The 23,528-nt window shown below is 62.9% G+C and carries 24 protein-coding genes; 11 read left to right on the top strand and 13 right to left on the bottom strand.

What is annotated here, in order from left to right; translation table 11 throughout:
* The first annotated feature begins 401 nt into the window (after positions 1–401).
* Positions 402–3,128 carry an autotransporter domain-containing protein gene (locus AC07RZ_RS12995; RefSeq protein WP_494668204.1) on the top strand — a complete coding sequence of 909 codons (2,727 nt, stop codon included), beginning with the start codon at positions 402–404 and terminating at the stop codon, positions 3,126–3,128.
* 101 nt (positions 3,129–3,229) lie between these two features.
* On the opposite strand, the gene AC07RZ_RS12990 is transcribed toward AC07RZ_RS12995, so the two are convergent.
* The gene (locus AC07RZ_RS12990; RefSeq protein ID WP_144739112.1) at positions 3,230–4,390 is read right to left on the bottom strand and encodes a saccharopine dehydrogenase C-terminal domain-containing protein; all 1,161 of its coding nucleotides are present in this window, start codon (positions 4,388–4,390) and stop codon (positions 3,230–3,232) included.
* Between the two features lie 142 nt (positions 4,391–4,532).
* On the opposite strand from AC07RZ_RS12990, the gene AC07RZ_RS12985 reads away from it, so the two are divergent.
* On the top strand, positions 4,533–4,979 hold the full coding sequence (locus AC07RZ_RS12985; RefSeq protein ID WP_144739111.1) for an Lrp/AsnC family transcriptional regulator: 447 nt from the start codon (positions 4,533–4,535) through the stop codon (positions 4,977–4,979).
* A gap of 187 nt (positions 4,980–5,166) precedes the next feature.
* Here the strand turns inward: AC07RZ_RS12985 and AC07RZ_RS12980 are convergent, their stop codons facing one another.
* Positions 5,167–6,024, bottom strand: a complete 858-nt coding sequence (locus AC07RZ_RS12980) for an NmrA family NAD(P)-binding protein (protein WP_494668203.1) — start codon at positions 6,022–6,024, stop codon at positions 5,167–5,169.
* Positions 6,025–6,135: 111 nt separating this feature from the next.
* Between AC07RZ_RS12980 and AC07RZ_RS12975 the strand changes: the two genes are divergently transcribed.
* From AC07RZ_RS12975 to arsH, 6 genes are all read left to right on the top strand, one after another.
* Positions 6,136–7,071, top strand: coding sequence for a LysR family transcriptional regulator (locus AC07RZ_RS12975; RefSeq protein ID WP_494668202.1), 936 nt, complete (start codon positions 6,136–6,138; stop codon positions 7,069–7,071).
* Between the two features lie 65 nt (positions 7,072–7,136).
* A complete protein-coding gene (locus tag AC07RZ_RS12970) occupies positions 7,137–7,598 on the top strand; it encodes an SRPBCC family protein (RefSeq protein WP_494668367.1) in 462 nt (153 codons plus the stop codon).
* A 97-nt stretch (positions 7,599–7,695) separates the two neighbouring features.
* Positions 7,696–8,037 carry an ArsR/SmtB family transcription factor gene (locus tag AC07RZ_RS12965; protein WP_494668201.1) on the top strand — a complete coding sequence of 114 codons (342 nt, stop codon included), beginning with the start codon at positions 7,696–7,698 and terminating at the stop codon, positions 8,035–8,037.
* A 23-nt stretch (positions 8,038–8,060) separates the two neighbouring features.
* Entirely contained in the window at positions 8,061–9,128 is a 1,068-nt protein-coding gene (arsB, locus tag AC07RZ_RS12960; RefSeq protein ID WP_494668200.1) for an ACR3 family arsenite efflux transporter, read from the top strand.
* Between the two features lie 45 nt (positions 9,129–9,173).
* Entirely contained in the window at positions 9,174–9,605 is a 432-nt protein-coding gene (gene arsC, locus AC07RZ_RS12955; protein ID WP_494668199.1) for an arsenate reductase (glutaredoxin), read from the top strand.
* On the top strand, positions 9,586–10,308 hold the full coding sequence (gene arsH / locus AC07RZ_RS12950; RefSeq protein WP_494668198.1) for an arsenical resistance protein ArsH: 723 nt from the start codon (positions 9,586–9,588) through the stop codon (positions 10,306–10,308). The genes arsC and arsH overlap by 20 nt, the downstream gene beginning before the upstream one ends.
* Before the next feature lie 13 nt (positions 10,309–10,321).
* On the opposite strand, the gene AC07RZ_RS12945 is transcribed toward arsH, so the two are convergent.
* The 6 genes from AC07RZ_RS12945 to AC07RZ_RS12920 form a co-directional block, all read right to left on the bottom strand.
* Positions 10,322–10,627 (bottom strand): NIPSNAP family protein, encoded by a 306-nt coding sequence (locus AC07RZ_RS12945; RefSeq protein WP_494668197.1) that lies wholly within the window; start codon positions 10,625–10,627, stop codon positions 10,322–10,324.
* A gap of 60 nt (positions 10,628–10,687) precedes the next feature.
* A complete protein-coding gene (locus AC07RZ_RS12940; protein ID WP_494668196.1) occupies positions 10,688–11,503 on the bottom strand; it encodes a polysaccharide deacetylase family protein in 816 nt (271 codons plus the stop codon).
* A gap of 315 nt (positions 11,504–11,818) precedes the next feature.
* Positions 11,819–12,430, bottom strand: coding sequence for an FMN-dependent NADH-azoreductase (locus tag AC07RZ_RS12935; RefSeq protein ID WP_494668195.1), 612 nt, complete (start codon positions 12,428–12,430; stop codon positions 11,819–11,821).
* Positions 12,427–12,879 carry a GNAT family N-acetyltransferase gene (locus AC07RZ_RS12930; protein ID WP_494668194.1) on the bottom strand — a complete coding sequence of 151 codons (453 nt, stop codon included), beginning with the start codon at positions 12,877–12,879 and terminating at the stop codon, positions 12,427–12,429. The genes AC07RZ_RS12935 and AC07RZ_RS12930 overlap by 4 nt, the downstream gene beginning before the upstream one ends.
* Before the next feature lie 77 nt (positions 12,880–12,956).
* A complete protein-coding gene (locus tag AC07RZ_RS12925; RefSeq protein ID WP_494668193.1) occupies positions 12,957–13,712 on the bottom strand; it encodes an SDR family oxidoreductase in 756 nt (251 codons plus the stop codon).
* A 71-nt stretch (positions 13,713–13,783) separates the two neighbouring features.
* Positions 13,784–14,221 carry a carboxymuconolactone decarboxylase family protein gene (locus tag AC07RZ_RS12920; protein WP_144739101.1) on the bottom strand — a complete coding sequence of 146 codons (438 nt, stop codon included), beginning with the start codon at positions 14,219–14,221 and terminating at the stop codon, positions 13,784–13,786.
* A gap of 115 nt (positions 14,222–14,336) precedes the next feature.
* Here AC07RZ_RS12920 and pdxR point away from each other — a divergent pair, with 115 nt between their 5' ends.
* Complete coding sequence (gene pdxR / locus AC07RZ_RS12915; protein WP_494668192.1) at positions 14,337–15,764, top strand: MocR-like pyridoxine biosynthesis transcription factor PdxR; 1,428 nt, start codon at positions 14,337–14,339, stop codon at positions 15,762–15,764.
* A 49-nt stretch (positions 15,765–15,813) separates the two neighbouring features.
* Here the strand turns inward: pdxR and AC07RZ_RS12910 are convergent, their stop codons facing one another.
* Entirely contained in the window at positions 15,814–17,109 is a 1,296-nt protein-coding gene (locus tag AC07RZ_RS12910; RefSeq protein WP_494668191.1) for an MFS transporter, read from the bottom strand.
* Positions 17,110–17,252: 143 nt separating this feature from the next.
* On the opposite strand from AC07RZ_RS12910, the gene AC07RZ_RS12905 reads away from it, so the two are divergent.
* Positions 17,253–18,170 carry a LysR substrate-binding domain-containing protein gene (locus AC07RZ_RS12905; protein WP_494668190.1) on the top strand — a complete coding sequence of 306 codons (918 nt, stop codon included), beginning with the start codon at positions 17,253–17,255 and terminating at the stop codon, positions 18,168–18,170.
* 6 nt (positions 18,171–18,176) lie between these two features.
* On the opposite strand, the gene AC07RZ_RS12900 is transcribed toward AC07RZ_RS12905, so the two are convergent.
* Positions 18,177–18,896, bottom strand: a complete 720-nt coding sequence (locus AC07RZ_RS12900; protein ID WP_494668189.1) for an ArsR/SmtB family transcription factor — start codon at positions 18,894–18,896, stop codon at positions 18,177–18,179.
* Between the two features lie 129 nt (positions 18,897–19,025).
* Here AC07RZ_RS12900 and AC07RZ_RS12895 point away from each other — a divergent pair, with 129 nt between their 5' ends.
* Positions 19,026–20,408: an MFS transporter gene (locus tag AC07RZ_RS12895; protein WP_494668188.1), complete on the top strand. Its 1,383-nt coding sequence runs from the start codon at positions 19,026–19,028 to the stop codon at positions 20,406–20,408.
* Here the strand turns inward: AC07RZ_RS12895 and AC07RZ_RS12890 are convergent.
* The 3 genes from AC07RZ_RS12890 to AC07RZ_RS12880 form a co-directional block, all read right to left on the bottom strand.
* Complete coding sequence (locus tag AC07RZ_RS12890; RefSeq protein ID WP_494668187.1) at positions 20,405–21,355, bottom strand: AraC family transcriptional regulator; 951 nt, start codon at positions 21,353–21,355, stop codon at positions 20,405–20,407. The genes AC07RZ_RS12895 and AC07RZ_RS12890 overlap by 4 nt on opposite strands.
* A 38-nt stretch (positions 21,356–21,393) precedes the next feature.
* Positions 21,394–22,605, bottom strand: coding sequence for an MFS transporter (locus AC07RZ_RS12885; protein ID WP_494668366.1), 1,212 nt, complete (start codon positions 22,603–22,605; stop codon positions 21,394–21,396).
* A gap of 244 nt (positions 22,606–22,849) precedes the next feature.
* The gene (locus tag AC07RZ_RS12880; RefSeq protein ID WP_494668186.1) at positions 22,850–23,482 is read right to left on the bottom strand and encodes a trimeric intracellular cation channel family protein; all 633 of its coding nucleotides are present in this window, start codon (positions 23,480–23,482) and stop codon (positions 22,850–22,852) included.
* Positions 23,483–23,528 lie beyond the last annotated feature (46 nt).

The following is a 23,528-nucleotide window of genomic DNA, read 5'->3' as shown; positions in this document are numbered from 1 at the left end:
GCGACCCCAGCTACGCGCCCCGGTCATTCCCGCGAACGCGGGAATCCAGGTTACTCGATATGGCGGTGAAAATGGATTCCCGCGTTCGCGGGAATGACGGGTGTTGTCAAGGTGGCATTTAGTTGTTCATCTGCCGTCATTTGTTGACAACTACTTGCCATTAATCACGAAATTTACAAATTATCTGTTCATTTTTCTGGCAATTCATGACGGCCTTGCATTGTATCGGCCAGCCGCCGGGAGTATTGTGCACTCACTTTTTAATCCAGTAATTTGACGCAAGAACGACTACGACTGTGCTCGCCAGGCGTTTGCTGCAAGTTAACCGCCCGAGTAAGTCCATGCACCGAGAACCTGCAAATCGTTTTCCTTTATCCGTCATGTCTGCCGCAGCCATCACCATGCTATCCGCATGCGGCGGCGGTGGAGGCGGCTCCAGCGGGCCAGCCAGCTCGCCGCCGGTATCGACCAGCAGCGCAGCCCCTGCGCTCAATCCCAACGATCCAAGCAATGCCGGCGCGGCCCATGCACGCGGCATTACCGGCGCCGGCGTAACGGTGGCGGTGGTCGATACGGATTTCAATGCCGGTGATCCTGAATTTGGCGGACGCCTTAGCAAGACCGTGTATTCCAGCGGCGGCGCCGGCGACAGCCACGGCAGCGAAGCGGCGGAAGCGCTGGGCGGCAGCAGCTACGGCGTGGCGCCGGCTGTCAGCATGCTGGGTGCCGCGGTCGGCACCGGCGGCGAAAACGTCACTTTGAATGCCTCGGTCTACCAGGACCTGTTCAACAAGGGCGCGCGCCTCTTCAACCAGTCGAACACGTTTGGTTCGATCGCTGCGCCTGGCGGCAGCGGCCCGACTTTCTACAATATCTACCAGCCTTTCGTGAGCAAAGGCAGCTTGTTCATCTGGGCCGCCGGCAACGATGGCAGCGCCCATCCCAGCCTGACGGCAGGGCTGCCGGCCTTGTATCCAGACCTGCAAAAAGGCTGGCTGGCGGTGGTGGCGGTGAACGCCGCCGGCGGCGCCCAGGGATACAGCAGCAGCGACACCACGCCGGGCGTGATTTCCAGTTACTCGAACCGCTGCGGCGAGGCCGCCAACTGGTGCCTGGCGGCGCCGGGGGATTTCATGTCCGCCACGGCTGGCCACCGTGTCTACGGCACCTCGTTCGCCGCGCCGGCGGTGACCGGCGCAGCTGCCCTGGTGCAGCAAGCTTACCCTTGGATGAACGCCGACCAGATCCGGCAAACCATCTTGTCGACCGCCACCAGCATGGGCGACACCGCCACGTACGGCTGGGGTTTGCTGAACGCCAGCAAAGCCGCCAGCGGTCCGGCCCTGTTCGACACCCGGCTGACCCTGGGCGGCAATTTCGTCGCCAGTTTCGATTCCGTCAGTTCAACCTTCGCCAATAACATCGGCGGCAATGCGGGGCTGCAGAAAGACGGCAGCGGCACGCTGACCCTGGCCGGCAACAACACCTACAGCGGCGCCAGTGAAATCGTGAAGGGCACGCTGAACGTGACCGGGTCGGTTGCTTCCTCAGTCGCCATCGACAGCGCTGGCGTGTTGTCCGGCGACGGCGGCCGCATCGGCGGCAGCGTCTCCAACAACGGCCGCCTCAGCAATACCGGCAGCGGCATGACGATTGCCGGCAACTACACGGCCTCGGCCAGCGCGGTGCTGGCCAACCAGTTCAATGCGACCCTGACCGTAGGCGGCAGCGCCGCGCTCGGCAATTCGCACCTGGTGGCGACCACGCCCGTCGGCAGCAGCGACCCGTCCGGCTACGTGGCGCAGCAAGTGGGCGTCAAGGGCAAGGTGCTGACTGCTGCCAGCGGTGTGTCTGGCGTGTTCCAGGATGTGTCGTTCGAACACGACGGTACGGTTTTCAACCCAGGCACCTTCTTGAACGCGACGCTGGCTTATACCGCCAACGAAGTGGACCTGAGCATAGCGCGCAACAATGTCACGGTGGTGGCGGCGCAAGCGTTTGCCGCCGACCCTACGCGCAACAACAGCGCCGCCAACCTCGAGACGGGACTCAAGGCAGCCGACGCCATGGCCGCCGGCGGCAACACCGGCGGCAGCAACAGCGCCTTCCTGAACAGCGCCGCAGCGCTGCAGCGCACTGCGGATCTCGCCGCCGCCGCCCAGGTGCTGGACAGCCTGTCGGGGCAGATCCATGCCTCTTCGCAGGCGCTGACTTTCCAGCAGTCGCAAGCAGTCAACCGCGATCTGTCGAACCGGCTGTCGCTGCTGGCCAATCCGGTTGCGGGCAGCGCCAAGGCCGGTTTGTGGGCCAGCGTGATCGGCGCCACCGGCAAGCTGGGCGAATCGGGTTATGCGTCTGCCGACACATCCACTTGGGGCGGGCAGTTCGGTTTCGATACGCATTTGAATGACCAGGCGATTGTCGGCGCGGCGCTGTCCTACTCGGAAAGCAAGGCCAGTTTCGACCGTTTCGGCGGCGCCGCGAACAGCCAGGATAGCGGCCTGTCCCTGTATGGTCGCTATGCGCTCAGCCATGACGGCATCTACGTTTCCGGCCGCGCCGGCATCGCCCGCGTGACCAGCAAGATCAATCGCAGCGTGATCCTCGGCAGCGAGGTCGACAGCCTGTCCTCCAACCATGCCGACAGCATGATTTCGGCCTATGCCGAAACCGGCTACGTGCGCAAGCTGTCGGCGGCCTCGACGCTGACGCCGTTTGCCGGCATCAGTTACGACCGCCTCAAGCGCGGCGCATTTACGGAAACCGGCAGCCCCTTCGGCCTCACCGCCGGCAGCAGCACCTACCGCCAGGCTGCGAGCGTACTTGGCTTGCGCGGCGACACAGGTTTCGACTGGCTGGGCGGCCATACAAATGTACAAGCTTACGCGGCCTGGCAGCACGGCTTCAACGATGGCAAGCTGGATTTCAACGCGGCTTTCGTCGGTGCTCCGGCTGCCGGGTTTTCGGTGCAAGGCATAGGATTGGCGCGCAACAGCGGCTGGGCCGGCATCGGCATCTCCAGCGTGCTGGCCAGCAACTGGAGCTGGTACGGCAACTACGATGCGCAGTTCGGCAAGGGCGGGCTGGTCAACAATGTATTTTCGGTCGGCATGCGCAAATCGTTTTGACGATCCCGGCGCCGGCGTGATCCGGCAGCGATAAAAAAAACGGCCTGCATGACTCGCGCGAGTCATGCAGGCCGTTTTGCCGGGTACTTCGCGCCGTGCGCTTAAGCAACCGCTTTCAGTTTGTTGAAATCGGTATTGCTGGCTGGTGCGAAGCCGCCGTGGGCAGGTGCGTGGCCGGCGTAGAACTGGCCGAAACGGTTGGCCAGGAAATCCGCCAGCGTGACTTGCTCTTGCCGCACAAAACCGCTTTGCGGCAGCACGCCCGTGACAACCAGGTCGACCATGGCGCAGATGCCGGCCGCGGTAGTCAGCTGGATCGCCGACAGCAGCTGGCCGTTGACCTGCTGGCTATAGGTCTTTTGAGCATAGGTTTCCTGTTCGAGGCGGCCGTCGCGCATGCCGCTGACGCTGACGAAGGTCAGCACCACGTCCTGCTTGGTGATCGGGATCGAGGTCTCCAGCACTTCCTTCAGGATCGGACGGCGTTCCAGCTTGCCCAGCTGCAGGTCGCGCACCAGGATCTTGATGATGTCGCGATGGCCGGGATAACGCACGGTCTTGTAATCCAGGTTCTGCACCCGGTCGCGCAGGCTTTCGCACAAGGTGCCGAGGCCGCCGGAAGTGTTGAACGCTTCGTAGTCGACGCCGTCGAGCGAGAAGTGTTCCAGCTCTTCCAGCGGCGAGGTTTCGCGCAGCACGCCGTCGACGATCGCTTCGCAAGGATTGCAGTACTCGTTGATCAGGCCGTCGGTGCTCCAGGTCAGGTTGTACTTGAGCGCGTTGCTAGGGAAGGTCGGCAGCGCGCCGACGCGCATCTTGACGTCATGCAGCTGTTCGAAGCGGCTCGCGACGTCGTTCGCCACGATCGAAATGAAGCCGGGCGCCAGGCCGCATTGCGGCACGAAGGCGGTGCTGGAATCGAGCGCCAGCGATTTGACGAAGCGGGTGCTTTCGACATCTTCGGTCAGGTCGAAGTAGTGCGAGTGTGCTGCCTTGGCGGCGGCGGCAATGACCGGCGTCAGGAAATACGGGCAGGCCGACAGCGTTACGTCGTGGCCGCTGATCAGCTTGGTCACGGTGGGCGCGTGCGAGATGTCCGCCAGGATCGTGGTGACATTGGGAAAACCCGCGTGCTTCACGTATTCCAGCCGTTGCGGATCGCGGTCGGCCACGGTCAGTACATAATCGCCGGTATGGGACAGCAGGTTGAGGATGGCGTCGCCGATTTTGCCGGCGCCCAGAAGGATCAGTTTGGTAGTCATGTCGTCACTCGCTTGTCGTTTTAGTCAATGTTGCTGCTGCAACCATTGTAAATTCGAGTGAAGTCAGATAATAGAGTGTAAATAGTCGTCAAAATGTATAATAACGATACATATTGACGAACATTAAGCATGGATTGTAGCGATGAGAGATAAACTCGACGAAGTCGACCATAAAATCCTGGCCCTGCTGATGGATGATGCGCGCCTGTCCATGGCCACCGTCGCCAAGCGCGTCGGGATTGCCAGGACCACCGCCATAGCGCGCCTGGCGGCGATGGAAAAGAAGGGCGTGATCGCCGGCTACGGCGTGCGCCTCGACCTCGGGCTTTACCAGCCCGCAGTGCGTGCTTACGTCGGCATCTCGATTGACTCCCGCAATGCACCATTGCTGGTCCAGCAGCTGCAGCAGATGTCGCAGGTGGAAACCCTGTGCGCGGTGAGCGGCGCGATCGATTACATGCTGACCTTGCGCTGCCAGTCCACCGATGAGCTGGACCGCCTGCTGGACCAGATCGGTGCAATGGAGGGCGTGCGCCATACTTCGACCTCGATCATCCTCAGCAAGCGCATCGATCGCGGCCCGATTTAGGGCAGAGGAGCACTATTGCAGTGCAGCAGATATGTGTTTTATCTATAACAGTTATACGAATAATAAAGCAGACACCGATGCTGCGCTGCCATATAGTTACACCTGTCTCCTCCAACACCTCCTAAGGTTTGGATTCAACCCGCTACCGCAAGGTCAGGCGGGTTTTTTTTTGCCCGGCAAAAACTTGCTATCCTTCGGCCGCCAGCAAATCCTTTAAAACCGTCTTGAGCGGCACCACTCCTTTGCGGGCCGAGCCGGCGAACTCGATCCAGCCCTGATTGAAACCGTCGAGCATCTGCATGCGCGGCCCATGGTTGCCTGGGCCTTGAGCGGCAAAAACGGCGGGCCATTGATCCCGCGCCACGGCCTCCATATGCACCGGCTTGCCGAGCAGCTCGGAAAAAGTCGCCGCGATCTGGTTCGGCGTTACCCGCTGCGGACCTTCCAGCTCGACCACGCGCTTGCCCTGCCACTGTTCGAGCAGCAATTCGGCGGCGACCCGTCCGACATCGGCAGTGGCGACCATCGGCACCGGCTTGTCCAGCGGCTGCAGGAAACTCGGGATCACGCCAGTGCTGCGCGCGGGGGCGATGTCCCACAAGGCGTTTTCCATGAACCAGGCCGGGCGCAGGAACGCCAGCGGCAGATCCAGCCGCCCCAGCTCTTGTTCCATGATCTGCAGCTGGGTGAGCAGGTTCTCCGGTTCAGCCTGCGCGCCTATGGTCGACAGGCAGACCACTTTGGCGGGCCGGGCTGCCGCTAGTGCCTGGTGCAGTGCGGCGACGGTGCGGCGCGTTTCCTGGAATCCGGGAGACGGCGCGAAAATCGGAGGCAGCAGGATAAACACCCCTTCGACTCCGGTGAACGCTGCTTGCAACGCCGCCGCATCATGCATTTCCGCCAGCGCCACCTGGCACCCTTGCGCCGCCCATGCCTCGCCCTTGCCGGCGTTGCGCACCACGGCGCGCACCGGTTGCCCTGCGGCCAATAAAGAACGTGCCGCCGCGCCGCCGACCTGGCCGGTGATTCCTGTGATTGCATACATCTGGTTGCTCCCGTTGAAGGCGACTTTTGTCGCGTTGGCGAGAAGTATGCGGCGCAGGCTGCAATTCTCCGATAGCATGAGTGTCATTGAATAAATGACTAGGAGTCATCAATGAGCTTCGATGGACGTCTGGCCAACGGCATGGCCGTGCTGTCGGCGGTGGTGGACGGCGGCAGCTTCGTGCAGGCTGCCGAGACGCTGGACATGACTCCGTCCGGCGTCAGCCGAGCGATTGCCCGGCTCGAAAAGCGGCTCGGCATCCGCCTGTTCGACCGCACCACGCGTTCGGTCACGCTCACCGATGAAGGGCGCCGCCTGTACCAGGAGATCGCGCCCTTGCTGGCCAGCCTGGAGCAGGCCGCCGACGGCGCGGCCGCCAGCGCGAAAGCGGTGCGCGGGCGCTTGCGGGTAAATATCGATCCGTATTTTTCGCGCCTCATCCTCGGACCTGCGCTCGACCGGTTCATGGAGGGTTACCCGGAATTGCGGCTGGAGCTGTTCACCAGCAACCAGCTCGGCGACCTGGTGGCCGACGGCGTCGACCTGGCGCTGCGTTTCGGTTATCCGGCATCCTCGTCGCTGGTCGCCAGGAAACTGCTGGAGACACGGGTCCTGACGGTGGCGGCGCCAGCCTACCTGGAGCGTTACGGCCGGCCGCGGACGCCCGCCGAGCTGGAAGGCGGCAAGCACATCTGCATCGAGTTCCGCGATTCCATCTCGGGCAGGCCGTTTCCCTGGGAATTCCATCGCGGCGCCGAGCGCGTCACGATTGCCACCAACGGCCGGCTGATTCTCAACGACGCCGGCACCCTGTATAGCGTGTGCGAGGCCGGGCATGCGATTGCCCAGGTGTTTGAACTCGGGGTCGAGCAAGCCCTGCAATCAGGGCGGCTGGTCGAACTGTTTCCGGATTGGCCTGACGAGACGTTTCCCCTCTATGCCCTGTATCCGTCGCGTCACCTGGCGCCGGCCAAGGTGATGGCTTTCCTGGATTTTGTGACTGGCCTGTGCGCGCTCGGAACCAGCGCCAGGCCGGGTAAAAAATGAGTGCGATTTTATGGCTGCATTTTCCCGGCTTGGACTAATATGCAGCCAGGAGGTGACAAATGAATATAAATAATTCTACGGATCGGATTGAAAGAGAAGTTGTGCTCAAGGCCGCGCGTTCGCGGGTCTGGCGTGCGTTATCGAATGCCGAGGAATTCGGCGACTGGTTCGGCGTGGCGCTGAAGGGAAAAATTTTCGCGGCCGGCCAGGCCGTGCAGGGACAGATCACTTATCCAGGCTACGAACACCTGGCCTGGAACGTGTTGGTCGACCGCGTGGAGCCGGAGGGCTTGCTGTCTTTCCGCTGGCATCCTTATGCGGTTGACGCTGCCGTCGACTATTCGCAGGAACCGACCACGCTGGTGGTGTTCGAGCTGACTGCCGTCGAGGAGGGGACTTTGCTGCGCGTGGTCGAATCCGGGTTTGACAATATCCCGGCCGCGCGTCGCCAGGAAGCGTTCAGCATGAACAGCGGCGGTTGGGACGCGCAGATGAAGAATATCGAAAAGCATGTTGCGGCATCCTAGTCCGGATGGAAGCAGGTGGGCGGGCAAAGGTCCGTCTGCTTGTTTTATGGAAGCAGAAAACCCTTGATTTATTCAATATTTCAACTATCATTGAAATATGAAAACGAAATCTGTTGTTACTGCCCTTGCGGCGCTTGCCCAAGATTCTCGCCTGGCGATTTTCCGCGCCTTGGTACAGGCCGGGCCTGAAGGACTGCCCGCCGGAAAAATCGGGGAAATCACTGGCATCTCGCCATCCTCCGTATCGTTCCATATGAAGGAACTGTTCCATGCCGACATGGTGGCGTCGCGCAACGAAGGGCGGTTCGTGATCTATTCCGCCAACTTCGCCACCATGAATCAATTGCTGGCATTTCTCACCGAAAATTGCTGTGGAGGGAATCCCTGCGTGGCTACCTGCAGTCCCGCATGCGGCGTTGCCGAGGGCGCTTCGTCATGACGGTTTTTATCTGAGGGCCGCCGATGTCTGTCCAATGCGAAGTTATCGGCAAACGTGCCGCGCCCGTACCCATGAATTTTTTTGAGCGTTACCTGACTGTCTGGGTGGCGTCATGCATCGTTGCCGGCATTTTGCTCGGGCAGCTTTTCCCTGCCGGGGTGCAAGCGATAGGTGCGCTGGAAATCGCCAAGGTGAACTTGCCGGTCGGTCTCCTGATCTGGGTGATGATCATCCCGATGCTGCTGAAGATCGATTTCTCCGCCTGGAACCAGGTCAAGGGGCATGTGCGCGGCATCGGCGTGACCTTGTTCATCAACTGGGCGGTCAAGCCGTTCTCGATGGCGTTGCTTGCCTGGGTGTTTATCCGCCACTGGTTCGCGCCGTACCTGCCAGCCGGACAGCTGGACGCCTACGTGGCCGGGCTGATCCTGCTGGCGGCGGCGCCGTGCACGGCCATGGTGTTCGTGTGGAGCCGCCTTACCGGCGGCGATCCGTACTTCACGCTGTCGCAGGTGGCGCTGAACGATCTGATCATGGTGTTCGCATTTGCGCCGCTGGTCGCTCTCCTGCTGGGTGTTTCGAGCATCGCCGTACCGTGGGCGACGCTGCTGGCTTCAGTGGTTTTATATATCGTCGCTCCGGTGATCATCGCGCAAATCTGGCGCAAATCCCTGTTGCGCCGCGGCCAGGCCAGCTTCGACAAGCTGATGGAGCGGATCCAGCCATGGTCGGTCTCGGCGCTGTTGCTGACCCTGGTGCTGCTGTTTGCATTCCAGGGCAATGCGATCATCGAGCAGCCGCTGGTCATCGCATTGCTGGCGATTCCTATCTTGATACAGGTTTTTTTCAATTCCGCGCTGGCCTATTGGCTCAACAAGATCGTCGGCGAGAAGCATTCCGTCGCTTGTCCCTCTGCGTTGATCGGCGCCTCGAATTTCTTCGAGCTGGCTGTGGCGGCGGCGATCAGCCTGTTTGGCTTCAAATCCGGCGCCGCGCTTGCCACCGTGGTCGGGGTGCTGATCGAAGTGCCTGTCATGCTGCTGATTGTCGGCATCGTGAACCGCACCCAAGGCTGGTACGAAGGACGCTGATCCACGACCGGCAGACCGGCTGCCGGCTTTCAAGAAAGTCGAACCATGCACATCACGATTTACCACAACCCTGAATGCGGCACGTCTCGCAACACACTGGCGTTGATACGCAATACCGGTGCCGAGCCTGAAGTGATCGAATACCTGAAGCAGCCGCCGTCGCGGGAAACATTGGCCAAAATGATTGCAGATGCAGGCTTGACGGTGCGAGCGGCGATCCGGCAAAAGGGGACGCCTTATGCAGAACTGGGCCTGGACGCGCCAGGCCTGACAGAGGCCCAATTGCTGGACGCCATGCTGGCGCATCCGATCCTGATCAACCGGCCATTTGTGGTCACGCCCAACGGCACTCGCCTGTGCCGCCCGTCCGAACTGGTGCTCGACATCTTGCCGTTGCCGCAAAAGGGACCGTTCACCAAGGAAGGCGGCGAAGTCGTCATTGATTCGGAGGGGCGCCGTGTCACAACATCTGATTAAGCTGCCGAACGTTGACGCAGGGCTCTTTCGTACGCCGCTTGCATCGGACTTTGAGGAGGTCGGACGTTCATCGCACGCACCGCGTTTCCTGCTGCTATATGGTTCGCTGCGCGAGAGATCCTATAGCCGCTTGCTCACGCAGGAGGCTGCCCGCCTGCTGGAAGCGATGGGCGGCGAAGTTCACATATTCGATCCGCACGGATTGCCGTTGCCCGATGGCGAACCCGACAGCCATCCTAAAGTCCAGGAACTGCGAGCGATGGCGCAATGGGCCGAAGGCATGGTCTGGACCTCGCCCGAGCGCCATGGCGCCATGACCGGCATCATGAAAGCGCAGATCGACTGGATCCCCTTGTCCATTGGTGCGCTGCGGCCGACGCAGGGTAAAACGCTGGCGCTGATGGAAGTATCCGGCGGCTCGCAATCGTTCAACGCGGTCAACCAGATGCGCATACTGGGCCGCTGGATGCGGATGATCACGATTCCTAACCAGTCCTCGGTTGCCAAGGCGTTCCTGGAGTTCGACGACGAAGGCCGCATGAAACCTTCGTCTTACTATGAACGCGTGGTCGACGTGATGGAAGAGCTGTTCAAGTTCACCTTGCTTACCCGCGATGTTTCTTCATTCCTGGTCGACCGCTACAGCGAGCGCAGGGAAAGCGCCGAAGAACTCGGCAAGCGCGTAGGCCAGAAGAAGATTTGAAAAGCGCGTGGCCTTACTTGAAGACCGGGCGGAAGAAGCTGCGTTCGTAGCTGAGGATGCAACGGGTTTCCTCGGCATACCTGAAGGCAGCCTGGCATTCCGCATCCTGCATCGACTTGGTCCTGTATTGCTCATACAGCGCGAGCGAAGGAAACGTGAACATCGCGAGCGCCACGTTGCTGCTTCCCTCGGAGGGGAGGAAGTACCCATGGTGTATCCCGCCGAATTTCTCTACCAGCGGAATCCAGATTTTCCCGTAGTGCTCGAATTCCTTGAGCTTGTATGGATCGATGACGTAACGCAGGTAGCAGGTAACCATGAGAGTCCTTGTCGGCAAATCGCAACTATAGCTGCTGTGCCGCCGGCTAACAACGGTTGCTTATATCAGCTCCCACAGCCAGTTCCAGAATCCGGGCAGCGGGGCAGCCTGGGCACCGTCCCGTATGCTTCTTGCCAGGGCGGCGCGCTCCAGCGCGCCCTTGTCGTCGTAAAACGGCTTGGCTGCAGTCGGCAGCTGGACCGCACGCGCGCAATCCATCAGTATCTGCAGGTATTCCGCCATGTGGCCGGCGGTGTAGCTGTTGATATCGTGAAAAGTCACCACCACCGGGATGCTGCCATCGACCGCCGGCAACTCGCCCGCGGCAATCCGTTCGCGCACGCCGGCCAACAGGTGCAGCATGTGGGAGCGTCTGGTCGGGCTGGCCTTGAAGCCGTATATCTTGCCGTCGTTGGCGCTCAGGTCCGTCAGCAAGATATGCAAGCCGTGCTGTTGGTAAATCGCAAAAGTGCGCTTGTCATAGTTCCAGAACGGCGGGCGGACCAGCGTCGGCGCGCGGCCCTGGATGGATGCAATGTCGGCGACGCCGTCGTCCAGCGATTGCTCGAATACGGCGGGGTCAAGGAAACGATGGTTTGCGTGATGCGGCGTGGCGGTATGGAAGCCAAGCAAATGACCTTCGTCGATTTCACGCCGCAATATGCTGCGCCCGAAGTCCGTTTCGCCGGCGCCCGACGAACGGGTTTGCACAAAAAAGAGGGCTTTGATGCCGGGCTGCAGCGGATTGCGCGCAAGCGTGTCCAGTATGGACAGGGTCGGATTGTCGTTCCTTGGCCTGGCCGGGCCGTCGTCGAAAGTCAACAGGAAGCGGATCGGCGGCTGGGGTTTCAATCGCTCGGCAGTTTGAGGCGACATGGGAACCGGTGCAATGGCGCAACCTGCGGTGCCGATCGTGACGGAAGCCACGACCAGACAGGAAATGATTTTTTTGACATGCTGCGCCGAGCTGGAAATTACGCTGCGCAATGGCATTAACGAAACGGAAAACGAAGACACGAGGCGGCGGATAGTAAGGTAATGGTTGATATCAGGGTGTGATGCGGGGTCAATGATACGCCCTCGACCTGCGCCGTCAGCCAGCTGTTACAAACATCTACAGTTACGGCGGCCGCCTGGAACACGCAGTACACGCATCGGACCTTGCCTCGTGACTCCTCGCAACCCTTGCGCCTATAGGCATGCACCGGCCAGCGACAATTTCTCAGACATTTGCCGGCGTGCTTCATCCACAGCCTGGGCCACCGCTTCCGAGCCGAATACCAGTCCCTGCAGCGGGAAAAAATGCACATCGCTGATGCCGATCGACGCCAGTGCATAACGCAAGTACGGCGTCAGGAAGTCAGCCTGTTTCGCCCGTTCTCCCGCATGGAAACCGCCAGAGCTGACCAGCACAAAGGTCGCGCGGTCTTTCATCAATCCGACCTTGCCTTGCGGCGTCGCGTGGAAACTGCGGTTGATGCGGATCACGTGGTCGATCCACAGCTTGAGCGCGGCGGGCACGGTGAAGTTGTGCATCGGGGTGACGATGAACAGCATGTCGTGCTGTTCCAGTTCGGCGATCAGGCGTTCCGACCAATCGAATTCTTTCGCATCCGGCGCCGCTTGCGAAGTGACGGCAATGGCGTAGTCGCGGCCGATTGGCGGCAGGGGCGACTTCACCAGGTCGCGTTCGGTGACCTGTACGTTGCCGATGCCCGATGCGGCAATCGCTTCCCTTGCGAGGCGGTAGCCATGGCTCGCATCGCTGTGCGGGCCGCTGTTCAATAACAGGATGCGCGTCATGTGGTTGTTCCTGGTGTGAGTGGTTCGACAAAATGCATGCCCTTTGCAAGCAGCCCCTGCCGGAAATAAAAACGTTGCGCCAGCGCCATGTGCAGGCCGGTATCCAGTACAAAATGTTTGCAGTGCAATGCGACGGCTTGCTGCCGTGCTGCCTGCAATAGCCGTTCGCCGAACCCGGAGCGGTGCAAGGAAGCCGTCACCACCAGGTCATCGACGTAAATGAAACGGCCGTAGAGCAGATTGTCTTGCAGCCGATAGCCGGCAAGGCCGACGATTGCGCTGTCGCGCCATGCCGCAAGCAGACGGTATCCTTGCGCGCGTTGCTGCGCGACCTGTGCGCTGTATGTTGCGCGATCGCTCAGGTGCGGCCGCAATTCCCTCATCACCGGGAACGACGCCTCCACCTCGGCGTCGCTTTCAACGTGTCGTATTTCTACCTGGGATTGCATGCATTTCTCCAAAAAAATTAGTGCCGTTCTGTCGTTGTGCCGATGGAGCGATGGCGAACCGCTGTGCGCGTTGCGGTTTATCGCGCTGCTTGCGATTTGCTGAACCACGCCGCGAATCCCATGTCGCCGAGGCGCGCATCGCCGGCTGGGGTCAGCGATTGATCGTTGATCTGGGCGCCGTAGTAGGCGGCGCCGGCATCCGCGACGACGATGCGCTTGTCGCCCAGGGCGTCCAGGTAGCGCGTCATCAAATCGGCGAGCCCGACCTTCTCCGGGCCGGCTGCATCGAATGTGCCGTTGATCGGCTGCATCAGCGCCGTGTCCGTTACGATGGCCGCGATGTCGTCCGATGAAATCGGCTGCACCAGCGCCGGCGACAGGCGGATCTGGTCGCCGACCGTGCCGGATTGGGCGATGCCGCCGAGGAATTCGAAGAACTGCGTGGAGCGCACGATGGTGTACGGCACCTTCGACGCCTTGACCAGGTTTTCCTGCGCCATCTTGGCGCGGAAGTAGCCACTGCCGAGCATGCGTTCGGTGCCCACGACCGACAGCGCGATATGGTGTTTGACGCCGGCGGCCTGCTCCGCGGCGAGCAGGTTGCGGCCGGATGTTTCAAAGAATGCGAGCACAGCCTCGTCTTCGAACGAAGGGGAGTTGCTCACATCGATCACGACCTGGGCGCCTTTGACTGCATCTGCCAGCCCCTTGCCGGTCAACGTGTCGAGGCCGGTGCTTGGCGAGCCGGCCACGATGTCGTAACCGAGCTGGCGCAGGTTGGCGGCGACTTTCGATCCGATCAGGCCGCTGCCGCCGATGATGAGGATTTTCATGCGATACCTTTCAAGGTGTGCCCATCAACGGGCGACAGGTTGGTGAGCCGAATTGCAGAAGCTGCCGGTAGTTACTCCGGCATCTTGCGGAACGCGATGGCAAAGCGGTTCCAGCTGTTGATCGAGGTCACGAGCAATGTCAGTTCGACCAGTTCGGCATCGGTGAAATGCGGGCGGACTGCTTCCCACACGGCGTCCGGCACGTGGTTTTGCGAGACCAGCGTCAGCGATTCGGTCCATTCCAGCGCGGCGCGCTCGCGTTCGCTGAAGAATGGGGTTTCGCGCCATGCGGAGACGGTGGCCATGCGGCGTTCGGATTCGCCGGCTTTGCGGGCGTCGGTCACATGCATGTCGAGGCAGAATGCGCAGCCGTTGATTTGCGACGCGCGCAGGCGGACAAGTTCCTTCAGCAGGATGTCCAGCGAGCCTTTGCTGATCTGGTTTTCAACACCCATCAGCGCTTTGATGGCGTCTTTGCCGGCAATGTAGAAGTCGAGGCGGTTTTGCATTTGAAGCTCCTTGGTCAGGTGAGTCGAAGTGAATGAGTCGGTGTTTGCTTGAGGAGTAGTATGCGAGAATCATGGACATATCAGAAGGGCCAAGAAATTGAAAAAGGACTAGTCCATGAAAACCGCCAAGCCTGACCTGGACCTGCATGTCGACCGCACCCTGGAATTGCCCATGTACCTGCAGATATGCCAGCGTTTCAAGACTGCGATCGAACAGGGAAACCTGCATGCTGGCGACCGCGTGCCGGCAGTTCGGGCGCTGGCGACCGAACTGAACCTGGCGCGCGGCACGGTGGAAATGGCTTACCGCATCCTGGCCGACGAGGGATATCTGCAGGTCCGGGGGGCGGCCGGCACCGTGGTATCGCCGTCCTTGCCGCCGCCGGCTGTCCTCAAGCCGCAAGCAGCCATGGCCGGACAGGCGCATGCGGTCATCGTCGATCACGACGGCAAGGCGCCGAAGCCGCTGCAGATGGGCCTGCCTGCGCTCGATGCATTCCCGCGCAAGGTGTGGAACCGGCTGGTCGGACATCGCCTGCGCGGCAGCGAACCGGCGCGGCTGGCTTATCCCGACCCTGCCGGTTACGACCGTTTGCGCGAAAAGATCGCCACTTACCTGGGCGTCTCGCGCGGCGTGACCTGCCTGCCGGAGCAGGTGTTCATCACGACCGGCTTGCGCAACACGCTGGAACTGACGTTCAGCAGCCTGTCCACAGCCGGCGATGCGTTATGGCTCGAAGATCCCGGTTATATCTTTGCGCGCCTGTTCCTGCAAAATACCGCGCTCAAGGTGGTGCCGGTGCCGGTCGATGAACATGGATTGATGGTCGAAGCCGGCAAGCGCCTCAGTCCGTACGCAAAATTCGCCATGGTCACGCCGTCGCACCAAAGCCCGCTTGGCGTGACGCTGTCGCTGGAACGCCGGATGGCGCTGCTGGAATGGGCCAGCAAGGCCGGCAGCTGGATTATCGAAGATGACTACGATAGCGAATTCCGTTACCAGGGGCGGCCGCTGCCGGCGCTGAAAAGCCTGGACCGCAACGATCGCGTCATCTACAGCGGCACCTTCAGCAAGGCGATGTTTCCCGGGCTAAGGCTGGCCTATGTGGTGGCGCCGGCCAGTGCGGTTGCACGTTTCCAGGCCGCGTCCTACAACCTGAACGCAGGCTGCCCGTACCTGTTCCAGGCAGGCGTCGCCGACTTTATCGCCGAAGGCCATTTCTCAAGGCACCTGAAAAAAATGCGCCTGCTGTACGCGGAACGCCGCGCGGTGACGTCGCGCGTTTTCCAGGAAATGGTGGGCGACCGGATACGGATCGATTTGCAGCCGGGCGGTTTGCACATACTGGCGCAGCTGGCCGACCGCGAAGACGACGTTACGCTGGCAGGCCATGCGCGCACCGCCGGTTTGGCCGTCCATCCTTTGTCGCGCTGGTACATCGATGCAAAGCCGCGGCAGGGATTGCTGCTGGGCTTTGCCAATGTCGTCGACGAGAAGGATGCGAGGCGCCTGGCGCTGAAACTTAAACAGGCCATGGCATAGCGCCGCGCCCGCGCCTGAAACCGGTCTTTTCAATTTTAGCGAACGGGCGTCATTGCGGGCAAGGCACGCCGGCCGGCGCCGCCTGCACGGGTTTTGGAAAAAACCGCAAGGCGGTCAGCGCGCAAGCGCTGCCCAGCAGCCACACCGCCGGCCAGCTGCCGAACGAGAGGATGTGCGGGATCGCCAGCGGCGTCAGGAAGCACATCACGAACACGCTGGTGTTCGCCATGCCGAGCGCGGTGCCGGCGCTGCGGGCGCCGGCGATGGTCGCCAGTTCGGTGTAAGCGACGCCATGCCAGGCGGAGACGCTGACGCCGGTCAGCACCAGCATGGCGATCAGCAGCGTCGCCATCACGGGGCCGACGCTTGGCAACTGGCCGGCCAGCGTCACCAGCGCCGCCAGCGCAGCAAAGGCGATGGCGCTGGCGATGGTGCAGAAACGCAGGAATTCGCGCCGGTTGCGCTTGCGGTCGGTCCAGCGGCCGCTCCATACGCGCATGACCATGGCGCCGCATTGCAGCGTCGCCATGGCGACGGTGATGGCGGCGATGCCGGCGTGGCTGAAATCGTGCAGGAATACGGTGCCGAAGGACAGGATCGCAAACTGCGGGGCGCACAGGATGCCGATGGCGGCGACGATGCGCCACAACTGGCGGTCCTTCAATGGCGCCGGCGCCGGTGCTGATGGATGCCGGGCCGCATGCGCTTTGCCTGCGCCGGTCGCGGCTGGTTCGTACAGCCAGAGCCAGGTGAAAAACAGCGTTACCGCGCAGAACAAGGCGAGCACGCCGTACACGGCGGCAAAGCCGGCATGCGCAGCCAACGCCGGCAGGATCAGGGCGCCGGTGGCGCCGCCCAGCGGCACCGCGGTCTGGCGGATGCTCATCGCCATGCCGCGTTCGCCTTCGCCGAACCAGGTCATCACCGCGCGGCCGCTGGAGCCGTTGACGCTGCCGCCAAGCAGGCCGACCAGCAGCAGGCCGGCGCCAAGCAGCGGCAGGCCGGGCACATGGCCCTGGACGGGCGCAACGAACAAAGCCATCAGGGCTAGCGCCGCCGCGGTAGCGGCCAGGCCGGACAACAGCACCGGACGGTCGCCCCAGCGGTCGGTCAGCAAGCCCCAGGGCAGCTCGCTTAAAGCGATGCCGAGGCCCATCAGGCCCAGCACCAGTCCCAGTTCTGCATTGCCCAGGTGGTAACCCGAGCGTATCAGGACGGCGGTTGTCGGAATGCCGCTGAAGGCGGCTGAAAAGCTGGCGTTGGCGGCGACGCCGACGCCCAGCACTTTCCAGCGATGGCGGCGGTTATTCAGTGTTGCATTGGCGGCAACGGCGGATGAGGCCATCTTGATTCTCCTGTAACGATATGGGCTGGCTTATGTGCCGTTTATGTGTCGGCTTAAGCGCTTGCAGCGAGTATCGCTTTGCGCGATACTTTTGAATATCAGATAGTTTCGAACTAACAGTTTTGAAAAATGGGATGGTTGTCATGCGACAAATCAGTTTTGACCTCGATGTGCTGCGTACCTTTATCACCGGTATCGACCTCGGCAGCTACGCCAAGGCCGCCGATCGCCTGGGCCGCTCCACCTCGGCCGTGAGCGCCCAGCTGAAGAAGCTGGAGGAGCAGGCCGGCGCGCCGATTTTCCGCAAAGCCGGGCGCGGCCTGGCGCTGACCGAAGCTGGCCAGACCTTGCTGGGTTATGCGCGCCGTTTGCTCGACCTCAACGACGAAACCGCCAGCGCGGTGCGCGGGGTCGAGCTGGAAGGGGAGGTAAAGCTGGGCTTGCAGGAAGATTTCGGCGAAGCGGTGCTGTCGGATGTGCTGGGGCGCTTCATGCGCGCCCATCCGAAGGTGCGGGTCGAAGTCTGCGTCGCGCGCAGCTCGGAATTGCGCGAGCGCGTGACCTTGGGCCGGATTGACCTGGCGCTGCTGTGGGAGGGAGGGGCGCCGGCGCTGAATGCGCAGCGGGTCGCCGACCTGCCTCTATGCTGGATCGGCCCCGCGCAGGATGGCCTGGCCTGGAACGGACAAGCGGGCGGCCAGCATGACGCCGGTTCGCCATTGTCGCTGGTATTGCTGGATGCGCCTTGCATGCTGCGCGATATCGCCTCGAATACGCTAGACGCCGCCGGCATCGCCTGGCGCCACGCCTTCACCAGCGCCAGCCTGTCCGCGCTGTGGGCGGCGTCGGCGGCGGGACTGGGGCTGACTGTGCGCACGCCGGTCGGCCTGCCTGCCAGCTTGCGCATCATCGAACCGCAAGCGGCGGGATTGCCTGCGCTGCCGCGGATCGGCTTGTCCCTGTACCGGGCGCAAACGATGGCGGGGCCGGCGGTGAACCGGCTAGAGGAACTGCTGCTGCAGGCAGTGCACGAAACCATCCGCAGGGTCGCGCCGGCCTGAGCTGTTTTATGCTTGCGGGGCGGCCAGCGCAGCCGAATCCCGGTCGATGCCGAGTTGCGCTTTCAGGCCGGCCCATCCCTTGGGCGTGACCTGCACCGCGCGCGACGATGGCGAGCGCCGCAGCCATCCCGCCGCGCACAAGGCGCGCATCAGCTGCACGCCGAGCGGACCGGCCAGGTGATGGCTGCGTTCGGTCCAGTCCAGGCATTGCCGCGCAAGTCCATGGCGCGTCGGCCTGAGCGCGGCGACATCGACGCCGATGGCGGTGAACCAGGCATTGCCGGCGGCCGATAATTCAAACCGTTTGCCATCGCCCGGCACAATCAGCCGGCGCTGCTGCAGTGCCTGCGTCACCGCCACTCCCAGCTGTCCGGCCAGGTGATCGTAGCAGCAGCGGGCGAAGCGCAATTCCTGGGCTGCGCGATTCAAGGGCCGGCGCTTGACCGTGGCTACCGAGCTGATGGCGGCCAGCTGCTCGATGGCATCGGCGACATGGGAATCGGCCAGCCGGTAGTAGCGATGCCGGCCTTGCCGCTCGCAGGCCAGCAGGCCGCCGTCGAGCAGCTTGGCCAGGTGGGCGCTGGCGGTTTGCGCGGTGACGCCGCCGGCATGGGCCAGCTCGCCGGCCGGCAGCGCGCGGCCGTCGAACAAGGCCATCAGCATGGCGGCACGGGCCGGATCGGCGATCAGGAAGGCGACGGAAGAAATATTCGGTTGCGGGCACATGGCAGTCCTCCAGCAATTTTTCCACAGTATAGAACCGGAATCCGACCGTATGCTTCGACGCGCGACGAAGCATCAGGCCGAGAGCCGGGGCTACACTCGAACTCCAATCAACGGTAGGCGGAGATCGACATGGATGAAGGCGCAACAGCCTGCATGCGCTGGGCCAGCCAGCGCATGCAGGACAGCCGGGTACTGGCGGCAGCCAGCCTCAGCTACGTGGTGGTGATCCTCGATACCTCGATTGTGAACGTGGCCCTGGAACGTATCGCCGGCGCCTTGATGACTGACATCGCCGGCCTGCAGTGGGTGGTGAATGCCTACATCCTGAGCCTGGCCAGCCTGCTGCTGACCGGCGGCACCCTGGCCGACCGTTTCGGCGCCCGGAATATCTACCTGGCCGGCCTGGCTGTGTTCACGCTGGCCTCGGCCTGGTGCGGCCTGGCTGGCGGCCTGGGCACGCTCGTCGCGGCCCGCGTGCTGCAGGGCGGCGGCGCGGCGCTGTTGCTGCCGGCTTCCCTGGCCTTGATCAAGCAGGCTTTTCCCGAGGCCGGCAAGCGCGCCGCGGCGATCGGCATATGGGCCAGCTGCGGCGGTGCGGCGATGGCTGCCGGCCCGCTGGCCGGCGGCATCCTGGTACATCTGTTTGACTGGCGCAGCATCTTCCTGGCGAACCTGCCGGTCGGCTTGCTTGGCTTATGGCTGACCTGGCGTATCGGCGGCGGCCGCAAGCCGCGGCAAGCCAGGCGGCTGGATCCTGGCGGGCAGTGCGCAGCGATCCTGGCGCTGGCCGCATTGATCGCGGCGCTGATCGAAGGGCCGGTGCGGGGCTGGTCCAGCTTGCCGGTCCTGTCGGGGATGGCGCTGAGCATCGCCGCCGGAGCCGTTTTCCTGCAGCTGCAGAGCGGCCGCGCACAAGCCATGCTGCCGCTGTCCTTGTTCCGCAACGGCGCTTTCTCCGGCGCGGTCCTGGTTTCCATGGTGTCGGCGCTGACCTTCTACGGACTGGTGTTTGTGCTGAGCCTGTATTTCCAGCAAGTGCTGGCGTATTCGCCATTGCGCACCGGGCTTGCCTTCCTGCCGCTGACTGCATTGGTGGCCGCCGGCAGCATGCTGTCGAACCGGCTGGCCGTTGCATGCGGCGCGCGGCGGCTGGTCATTGCCGCGCTTGCCTGTTACGCCATCGGCTTTCTTGGTTTGCTGCTGCCGATGTCGGCAGCGAGCTATTGGCTGCTGGTCCTGCCGATGCCGGCGATCGGCTTTGCCGCCGGCCTCATCACGCCGGCAGCGACGGCCGCCTTGATGGAGGCCATCGAGCCGGAGCGTGCCGGGGTGGCTGCCGGCGTGCTCAATTCAGCGCGGCAGACCGGTGCCGCCTTGGGTGTCGCTTTATTCGGCGGACTGGTCGCCGCAATTCATCCATTCCAGGCCGGCTTGCACATCGTGCTGTGGTTCTCGGCAGTGCTGGCGCTGGCTGCGGCACTAGCCTGGCGCCGGATATCGCAGCCAGCTTAAAGCGGCGTCACCGGGATGCAGAGATCGCACTCGAATGTGCCGGTCTTGCCGTCGCAGGCGGCGTCGACCGGGTAGTACTCGAAGAACGGGCGGGTGTCGAGCTGCATGCCGCTGGCAGGCAGCCAGTCGCGCAGCAGGCGGGTCCAGGTTGCGCCGATGTCGCGGCCGGTGCCGCTGTAGCGGGTCACGGCATAACTGCCGCCGGGAACGGTGGTGGTGAACGATTTGCCGCTGGCGACAAAATCCTCCGGCACTTCGACGCCGGCGTCGTAGCGGCATTTGTCAGAGCTGGCGATGCCCGGGTCGTCGTGGCTGATGCCGTAGCGCGGGCGGCCGAACAGGTTATTGGTTTCCATCCATGGGCTGACAGTCTCCACCCAGAATTCCGCGATCGGATGGCCATAGGGGCCGATGTAGCGCATGTAAGCGATTTTGGCGGCCTGGCGCTGGACGATTTTGACTTTCATGGGAATCTCCGTCATGTCTGTTTGGGAGTTTCCATGATGGTCCGCACTGCGTTTGTTTTCCTGATCCTGCTTGCGATGCGGCTGACCAGGATTGCTGTTGCGGCCAGCCGCAAGCTGCGCGGCCCAGCGGTCCGCCTGTCCCTGGCGCCACTCGCTGGCGGTGCAGCCGAACCTGGCCTTGAACGCGCGCGCAAACGCTTCGGCGGAACCGAAACCTACCGAGAGCGCGATTTCCAGCACCGGCACGCCGGGCTGGCCGATCAGCCGCAACGCTGCCATTTCCAGCCGGCGCCGGCGCAGGTAATCGCCCAGGGTTTCGCCCATCCAGGCCGAGAACAGGCGGTGAAAATGAAACGCGGAAAAATGGGCGACTTCGGCCAGCGTGCTCAATTCAAGCGTCTGGTCGATGTGGCGGTCGATATGCTCGATCACCTTGTGCATGCGCCTGGCGTAGGTTGCCTGGTTCTCCTGGGATGTCATGGCTGGTCCGGTATCCGTTGCTTGTCCCAGCCGCAATCTTAGTCCGAGCCTTGGCCAGGCGCCACTGCTTTCTGGCGCGGCATATGGCGCAGGCTCAGTGCCCAGAACAGCAGGGCCAGCAGGCTAACGGCAGCGCCGAGCAGGCAAACGCCGTTCCATCCGGCGGCGGCGTAGGCGCTGGTCGAGGCGATGGCGCCCAGGCCGCTGCCCACCGCATAGAAAATCATGTAGCAGGCGACCAGCCGGCTGTGGGCTTCAGGCTGGGACTGGAAAATCATGCTCTGGTTGGTGACGTGTATCGCCTGTCCGCCCAGGTCCAGCAGGACGATGCCGAGCACCAGCGCCCACAGGCTCCCGTTCATCTGCGCTAGCGCCAGCCACGACAGCAGCAACAGCATCAGCGCCAGGCCGGTGGTGCGCTGGCCGTGGCCGCGGTCGGCCCAATGGCCGGCGCGGGCCGCCGCCAGCGCACCGAGCACGCCGACCAGTCCGAACGCGCCGACGGCGGTGTGCGAGAACGAGTAGGGCGGTACGCTCAGGGGCAGGACCAGTGCGCTCCAGAAGATGCTGAAGGCGGCAAACATCAGCAGCGCCAGCATGCCGCGGACCTGCAGCACGCGGTCGTTCGCCAGCATGCTGAACATCGAGCCCAGCAGCTGCACGTAAGAGAGGTGCCTGGCGGGCGGCGCTTGCACCGGCAGCACGCGCGACAAGACCATCAGCATCAGCAGCGCCATGGCAGCCGACACGTAGTAGACGGCGCGCCAGCCGGACAGGTCGGCGATCCATCCGGCCAGGGTGCGCGCCAGCAGCAGGCCGATCACCACGCCGCCCTGCGCCACGCCGACCACCCGGCCGCGTTCGGCCGGCGCCGCCGAGCTGGCGGCATAGGCAATCAATCCTTGCGTCATGGCCGTGCCCAGCAGGCCAAGGCCCAGCATGCCGGCCAGCAGGACTGCGGGCGACGACGCCAGGCTGACCCCTGCCAGCACCAGGCACAGCAGGAATGCTTGCAGCAAGGTCAGGCGCCGCCGGTCCATCAGGTCTCCCAGCGGCACCACAAACAGCAGCGCCAGCGCGCAACCGGCCTGGGTGGCGGTGATGACGATGCCGACCGCGGCCTGGCTGAAGCCGAAGCCTGCCGCAAATGCATCCAGCAACGGCTGCGCATAGTAGACGTTGGCCACGCTGAGGGCGCAGGCCACTGCAAACAGCAGCACCAGTCCTTGGTTCTGGGATGCCGGCGCCAGGCCGGGAGCGGCGCTTTCCGCCATGCTCAATCCCAGGCTGCGGGGCGGGCTGGAAATCCGGTGGTTTTCATGACTGGCCACAATAGAGTCCTTTTAATCTGGTTTTAATTTAAAACCAATTGGAGTCTAAGGTTTCTGGTTTTAAAATGCAACCAAAAATGATGCCCACGTCAAAGAGGAGCCAGGGCCGGCGGGTAGGGTCGTGCGCAAGGTCGGCAGCAAGCAGGGCAGCCGACTGTATTTGTCACGGCACGGCTTTCGGCAGATGCCAGCCGTATGAGACCGCGACCAGGCGCAGGGTGAAGCAGGCGGCTCCGCCAAGCAAGGCGGCGAGACCTGGGGCCATGCCAAGGCGGCGGGCGGCCAGTACGGAAAAAGCGCCGAAGAAAGCCGCGGTGGCGTAGATATCCGTTTGCAGCACAGCCGGCACGCGCGCCAGCAAGATGTCGCGCACTACGCCGCCGCCCACGCCGGTGACCGTGCCCATCAGCATGGCGACGAATGGCCGGATGCCGAACAGGATGGCCTTTTCCACGCCCGCCACGGCGAACAGGGCCAGGCCGGCGGCGTCCAGCACCAGGACCAGCGTCGCCGGGAAACCCTGCACCGTCGAATGGAAAACAAAGGCCAGCAGGCCGGCCAGGAAGGTCAGCACCGGGTAGCGCCAGTCGCGGATGGCGTTCGGCGGCGTGGCGCCTATCAGCAGGTCGCGTATGACGCCGCCCCCAAGCGCCGCGACGAAGGAAATCACCATCACCCCAAGCAAGTCGAGACCGCCGCGCATTGCGCTCAGGGCGCCTTCGATTGCAAACACCAGGGTGCCTGCCAGGTCGGCTGCCAGCACGATGGTTTCGGTCTTCAGCTTTATCCTGTTCATTGACGGCGGCGCCTGTTTTTGTGATGGGTGCAGGCAAGCTATATCG

The sequence above is a fragment of the Collimonas sp. GW821-FHT07E08 genome (assembly GCF_059418905.1).
The sequence above is the reverse complement of the archived record's forward strand: the minus strand, read 5'-3'. Positions and strand labels throughout refer to the sequence as shown.